The 6,117-nt window shown below is 38.1% G+C and carries 6 protein-coding genes and 2 pseudogenes; all 8 read right to left on the bottom strand.

Annotation, left to right across the window (positions count from 1 at the left end; genetic code table 11):
• Nucleotides 1-99: 99 nt before the first annotated feature.
• A complete protein-coding gene (locus tag ACFIKE_RS07890; RefSeq protein WP_375649094.1) occupies nt 100-1,158 on the bottom strand; it encodes a hypothetical protein in 1,059 nt (352 codons plus the stop codon).
• Nucleotides 1,159-1,204: 46 nt separating this feature from the next.
• Entirely contained in the window at nt 1,205-1,684 is a 480-nt protein-coding gene (locus ACFIKE_RS07885) for a hypothetical protein (RefSeq protein WP_375626812.1), read from the bottom strand.
• A 23-nt stretch (nt 1,685-1,707) separates the two neighbouring features.
• Nucleotides 1,708-1,878: a hypothetical protein gene (locus ACFIKE_RS07880; protein ID WP_375626879.1), complete on the bottom strand. Its 171-nt coding sequence runs from the start codon at nt 1,876-1,878 to the stop codon at nt 1,708-1,710.
• Nucleotides 1,875-2,345, bottom strand: coding sequence for an SMI1/KNR4 family protein (locus ACFIKE_RS07875; RefSeq protein WP_375649092.1), 471 nt, complete (start codon nt 2,343-2,345; stop codon nt 1,875-1,877). The genes ACFIKE_RS07880 and ACFIKE_RS07875 overlap by 4 nt, the downstream gene beginning before the upstream one ends.
• A gap of 271 nt (nt 2,346-2,616) precedes the next feature.
• A complete protein-coding gene (locus ACFIKE_RS07870; protein WP_375649089.1) occupies nt 2,617-2,964 on the bottom strand; it encodes an HNH/ENDO VII family nuclease in 348 nt (115 codons plus the stop codon).
• A gap of 88 nt (nt 2,965-3,052) precedes the next feature.
• A pseudogene (locus ACFIKE_RS07865) lies at nt 3,053-5,628 on the bottom strand (DUF6990 domain-containing protein).
• A 5-nt stretch (nt 5,629-5,633) separates the two neighbouring features.
• Nucleotides 5,634-5,732 (bottom strand): annotated as a pseudogene (locus tag ACFIKE_RS07860) (SMI1/KNR4 family protein); the annotation flags it as partial.
• A gap of 70 nt (nt 5,733-5,802) precedes the next feature.
• Nucleotides 5,803-6,117 (bottom strand): biotin transporter BioY (locus ACFIKE_RS07855; protein ID WP_375649087.1); only part of this gene is annotated, 315 nt, incomplete at its 5' end.

The following is a 6,117-nucleotide window of genomic DNA, read 5'->3' as shown; positions in this document are numbered from 1 at the left end:
GCTCTAATCCTTCTTTCGATATCTTTCTCATCTGACGCTCCATAAAAAAAGCCCCACAAAAGTGAGGCTGGATAAAATGATGTTCTAATCAATCTCGCGCTAATTATAATAAAGTGGCTCGCTACATCCACGAGCGCCTATTTTTTCATCTTCGACATAACGAGAATGCGCAAAGTTCCGTACAAGATGATCATTGTTAGAGCCACCAGTCCAATCGCCTCCTCCCAACATAACATTTATGTCTACACGTAAACTGCTTCCTTGCTCCCCTGTATGCCATTTAGTCACTGGATAACAACCAGACAAATATTGCCACACATAACCGCAACCATCCTCACAACCAATATGCGAAATCATCCGTCTATTGTTTGTATCAACGTGTCCTCCAGACGTCTTCGGAGAAGGCGCTTGATTGCCGACAATACTGGTTGCTTGATTACTGCCACACATGCAAGACGCGAACTCATCACTCGTCAAAAATCTCTTACTAACAGACCAAAAATCAAATGCATGATCCGCATAGCTACGATTGATCGTAATCGGAACACCATATGCCGACTTTGCATTTTGACCTGTCCCTGATTGAAGATAAATATCAACCCAAATATTATGCCACGGATTGTAAACCATCCCTTCTGGACTACTACGTGGGCGGTGATTTAAACACCAAACAGAATTGGGCAAAACATCTCCCGCTTGATAACCCGATAAGAGATGACCTTCAATCTCACCAACATCCGCACATAGCGTATGAAATCCACCAATCTTTTCAGAATTATCCTCTGTATAGCCATCAGGAGCCGTCGGATTTTGCGAAAACTCAAAGGATAGCTCATTCGTTTGATCTTTTAAGATGAGATATATATAATAATCCTTTCCTGCTTCAAGATCTTCGTCAAAAGTCATCCTTCCACGCCCTGGAATGCGGTAAAAGAGGTGCCTGCCCCCATTCTCACCACCATGATAAAAGCGAAAACATGCCCCTTTATTGATCACAAGACCTTTTCTATTTTTCGGATCGGCTTCCAGAATTCTGTGAGGCTGATTAAAACGCACATCCTCTAAAAAACTAGTGGAAAGAGAACCTACCACTGCCTTGTTGGTGAGTTGATCAACCTCTAGATTCAACGTATCACCCGCTTGAATAAAGAAGAGCACTATTTTGACTCCCTCCATCATTCGTGCTTTTTGTTCAACTAACTCTTTAAGAATGGGTAGGACGCTTTGATGATCGCTTTTGCAAAGATTTTTTTGTTTGTTGACGTTTTCTTTCATTCTTAAAATGAGTTATCATGGCCCGTTCCTTCTTTCTCGTATTGCTTAGACCAAAAGTATCATTGTCCATAAATTGCTGATATCCAGCTATCATGAGATCGGTTAGGAACGAGTCACTTTTCAGAGGTTGTGTAAAATAAATCCCCTTTGAATCCTGCAATTTATATCGAAAGCCTGCTTTTTTCATGCACTCATATACTGAAGCAAATTCACTTGCATACGAATTCATATCACTAGAAGAAGCATAAACCGGTTTCCAGCCACATTTTAAAAGTGATTGTTCGATTACAGCCCGATCTGCTCTAGGCTTTTCCCATAAAACCAAAGTCGATGGGGGAGGATTGCCTAACTGACATCCAGCTGTACTTAAGAGAGCCATGCAGCTCAATAGTTTTAAGATTTTTTTCATTTTTCCCCTCCTCCATAGTTTTTTTAAAAAATCTTATAAGAAGAGTTGAATTTCAAACTAAGAGCTTTCTCCGCCTTTTCAATCTGTAGATTATCAGCCGCATTTTCTTCAGTACGAAAATTGATAATATCATCATTATATTTATTAACTTTATCAATTAATACTGCAACATCATCTAAGGTATAGGTTTTCATGAATCCTCCCCTGCATACTCTTTAATTCTTTTGCAGAGAAATTCATAAAAATTACTTGCGTAATACTGGGGATCGTCAAGTGGAAACTTAAGATAGAGCGGGCACTCTCCATCCCGAAACTGCGTATAATCAAAATAAAAGGTTTCACCAAAATCAGTTGTGCAGATAACAAGTTGTTTGGGGTCCGTAAAGCCATCTCTTCTATCGAGCAAATTTCGGTAAACAATATCACCAGCAGGAATACCTGCGCAGATTTCATAAATACTGAATATTTCTTCACCTCCAATTTCTCCTCCTCCATAATTTTTTAAAAAACCCTTATAGGAAGAGGTAAATTGTAAATCGAGAGTATTCTCAGCTGTTTTAATCCTTACATCATCAGGAGCATTATCTTTAGTACCAAAATTAATAGCATGACTATGCATATCAATATATTGTGCAACATCTGATAAAGTATAACTTTTCATAAATTTTTCTCCATAAGTCACAGCGTGTTTTTACTCATAATGAGTGTTTCTAATGATCAATATTTCTCTACCATAGCCAATGGAATTGGGATGAGATTGATAAAATCATAAGAGATATTTTTTTGAAGGAACTCTTTTCTCATCTGTGTCTGTAAAATCATCTCGCATTTACAATATATGATATAATTAAAGGGGATGATCATTAAAGCTTAGAGAGCGCCTTTTAGTGTCATTACTCCAATATTTGCAATAATTACTTTTTTTTTCCTGCTTAGGAGACTTTTTTTGAAATCCAACAAATAACTTTTTTGATAAAATTTGTCTTTGGCTTCATATGAGCAACCAAACTCTTGTCTTGATAAAATGAGTAGAGAACCTCAACGAGAGGACTATCTTGTTCTTGTGTCACAGGATGTAACATAATAGGCCTACAATCGACTCCAATAGGAGCTCTTCCTGATGCCATTCTTTCCACATTTGTACCTGTTATTATGTGTCCTTTTTCTTTCCAAGAAGAAACTGTTTCAGGATCAAACAGTTCATCTTCCTGATAAACTTTTTGACCTTTAAATTCCATAGGCTCAGCTGCCCCCATACTTTTTTTCTTTATCCATTTCATGATTCATAATCCCCTCGATTTTTTCAAAATAATCAATTTATTCTTTGTTCTAAATAGACTTAAATAAACTCTCCTTCCAAGAGCGAGGTTATTCCTCGCTAAAAAGCTCTGAGTGATCATCAAGCTTTTCTGCCACCTGTTTAATCAAAGCGTAACTCACTTGCTTCACCTTTGCTACTTCTTTGGCTAAAGCTAATGCACGTTCAAGGTGGGTTTTGTTGATGCTTTCGTCAAAGCCTAGGTGATCACCTGCCGTAAAGCTTTGCTGATAAGATTGTAAGGTCTCAACATCACCCAATAAAGCAAGAGCGCCAAGATGAAGTAAAGCATAATCCGTATTATCTGCTTTAGATGTTGCATCTTGTTGCCAAGGAGCAGTGCCATAATCAGAGCGAAGTCTTTCAGAAAGGTCAATGTCTTTGACTGACCATTCTAGCGCATCATCAAGTGCTTGCTTTAAGCGATCCGCAGTGACTTCTGGTTCAAAGATTTCTAATCCCTTGGCTTCAAAATTAAGCTGTATATCTGGAATATCTTCCGTGTGGGTAGGATCAATGAATTTACAAGCGGTGGAAAGAATGCCCGTGCTAATCAAAAAGGCGCTATCAAATTGTGGGTAGTCTTTGGCAATTTCGTCGTTATAAAGAATATCTACTTCACGATCAGCCAATTGATAGCTTGCCATATGGTCATTCTCATTGATTTTCTCGGTTGACCAGCCTAGGCTTTTTAAAATTGCATGAGCACTTTCCATGGTGAGACGATCATCAGTGTCATCCACTTCATCCAATTCCTCTGCCACTTCAACAGAAGTTGTTTTAGAAGCAACAGATGCTGTTTGCGCATCCAAGCTTAAAATCGGAGCATTTTTAGGAAAACCAGTCCGATAACGGCGTGCAAGAGTAAGGACGTTATCAATAATATGTGCTATGTTTTCCCTTATCAAAGCTGAAAAGTTTTTATCCTTCAAACTTTCCTTATAAAATTTGAGTTTTTCAACATCCCCAATAAGAATAAGTGCAATAAGGTGCAACTTCGCAAAATCATATTCACTGTCTGGGGACAAAGCCGCATAATCATAGATGATTTGATTCACATTTTGTCGATCAGCCCAGCACAAAATATCCGCACTGATCTGTTTCAGCTTGCCTTCATCCAATTCAGTACTAGAAACTGCATAAACTTCTTCTGATTCTTTAAGAACGGTATATTGGGGAGTATTGATGAAAATAGATCGATAAGCTGTAGAAAAACCAAGTGTTGAAAGAGAAACCTTGAAGGTAACAAATGGTGTCTCTCCGTTTTTATCAAGGTCGTACACTATATTAATGATACGATCTTTCTTTATAAAATAAGCATTGCAATTGTAATTTTTATCACGATAGACTGTCCAGTCCATCCTTTTTAAGTCTTCAGAAACTGTATTAAGAAAAGACAAATCTTGTAAACTAAGACGATCATCTATAGCTTTTCGCTCATTAAGGATTTTCAGATATTCTTCAGCAAATTGAACGGTCTGGTTAATATATCTCTCTACTTCACGGTCATCCAAAATTTCAGAAATCGTACCTGCTTCTAAAAAATTTTGATAAGATTTCAGGACATCAATTTGACCTGTTAATGCTAAACAAGCTAAATGCCAGACTATATCTATATTGTAGCTATATTTTTGGATAAGCGTTTTGCTTTCTATTGATGCTTGTAAATCTTGGGCACGTGCCCACTGTATTATCCGCTCAGAGATTTTGATAAGCTCTTGCTCATCTAATGTCTCTACACAAATATCAATGCCTTTATCAAAACCACTAAAAATCCCCCCCCCAATCGTGTTAAAAGAATTATAAAGCCCCGTAGGAGAAACGCACCAATATTCCTCACTATAGTGAATACAATTGCAAGCGACAGAAATCATTTCATTAGATATTTCAGCTTCAATACGGACATTGTAATTGTCATGGAGACGTATAAAACCAAAATCAAATTGAATGAAGCGGTCGGGCAAAATCAACCACATTTTTCCAGGCTCCGTAGAAAACCACCCTTGTGTTTTGAGAACGCGCATTGCTGCTGTGAGGCTTATCGAGCGCTGTTTGGTTTTTTTGCGCGTTAGAATATCGTCTAATTCCCCATTTTTATAGGCTTGCGCAAAAAAAAAAGCAGGCGATCATCCGATGTCATTGTTTTATAATCAGCAAATTCTGGCACAGATAGTTTTGGAGTAGATCTATCACTCCTTAAAGCCTCCATATCACCAAGTAATGCTTGTGCAACGGCAGAATGATCAGCAGCTTCCTCGCACAACTTTTTTTCAATATCCTGTGCTTGCGCCCATGCAACCACTTTGTTTAAAGCGGTTGTGATATGGCTTTCCAAAAGATCTGGAGCTTTAACATTAAAATCCTCCTTCGCGTAAAACAGCACGTCTCCATATTTACGCTGTGATTTTTCACCTCTAGAATATTCCCAGCCAAGACAATAAGCAGCGGTGGTGAGATCAGCCGAAAGCAAAAACTCTTTGCCTCTCTCTCCATAATTTTTTACACCATAGCCAATGCCGACAATGCGATCGGGAAGATGATAATGCGCAAAAGTATCACCCACGTTATCACGATAAGGCTCCCAGCCCAGTCTTTTTAAAATCTCCGTGACATCTTTGGTTTGCATCGTCATTACCGTGCGTGCTCTTTAATTCTTTTGCAAAGGAATTCATAAAAATTGCTAGCGTAATATTCAGAATCGCCCAATGGAAACATGACATAAAGTAGACAAAACAGAATGGTATTCTGTAGCGATTTTTAATCTACATACATTTGGCAAAAATTGTTCTTCAGTACAGAACTACCCCTTTTCCGGATGAATGAGAGGAACGATTTTCTTAATAGTCAACGCTACAAAGGATGCAATCAGCACTTTCAAGAAACCACCAGCCAAAAAACCTAATGAACTTATTAAAACTGTTAGCAAAGGAACCTGAGTCATATAAGCTACCCATGGTATTCCAAAAGAATAGACTATCCCAATACCGCACACAGTATTTATCAGAAATAATATTATGAAATTTAACCGCTGCCAAAACAATTCTACCATAAAGCCAATAAAAAATGCAGCAAATGGAAAACTAATCAGATAACCACTCGTAACTCCTGAAAAAAC

It is taken from the genome of Bartonella sp. MU70NMGDW, assembly GCF_042194085.1.
In the GTDB taxonomy this organism is placed as follows: domain Bacteria; phylum Pseudomonadota; class Alphaproteobacteria; order Rhizobiales; family Rhizobiaceae; genus Bartonella; species Bartonella grahamii.
This window is presented reverse-complemented; position numbering and strand designations above follow the sequence as displayed.

What these genes read in the sequence shown, in the direction of transcription:
- ACFIKE_RS07870 (WP_375649089.1), bottom strand. Translation starts at nt 2,964, where the DNA reads ATGAAATGGATAAAGAAAAAAAGTATGGGGGCAGCTGAGCCTATGGAA.
- ACFIKE_RS07880 (WP_375626879.1), bottom strand. Translation starts at nt 1,878, where the DNA reads ATGAAAACCTATACCTTAGATGATGTTGCAGTATTAATTGATAAAGTT.
- ACFIKE_RS07885 (WP_375626812.1), bottom strand. Translation starts at nt 1,684, where the DNA reads ATGAAAAAAATCTTAAAACTATTGAGCTGCATGGCTCTCTTAAGTACA.
- ACFIKE_RS07875 (WP_375649092.1), bottom strand. Translation starts at nt 2,345, where the DNA reads ATGAAAAGTTATACTTTATCAGATGTTGCACAATATATTGATATGCAT.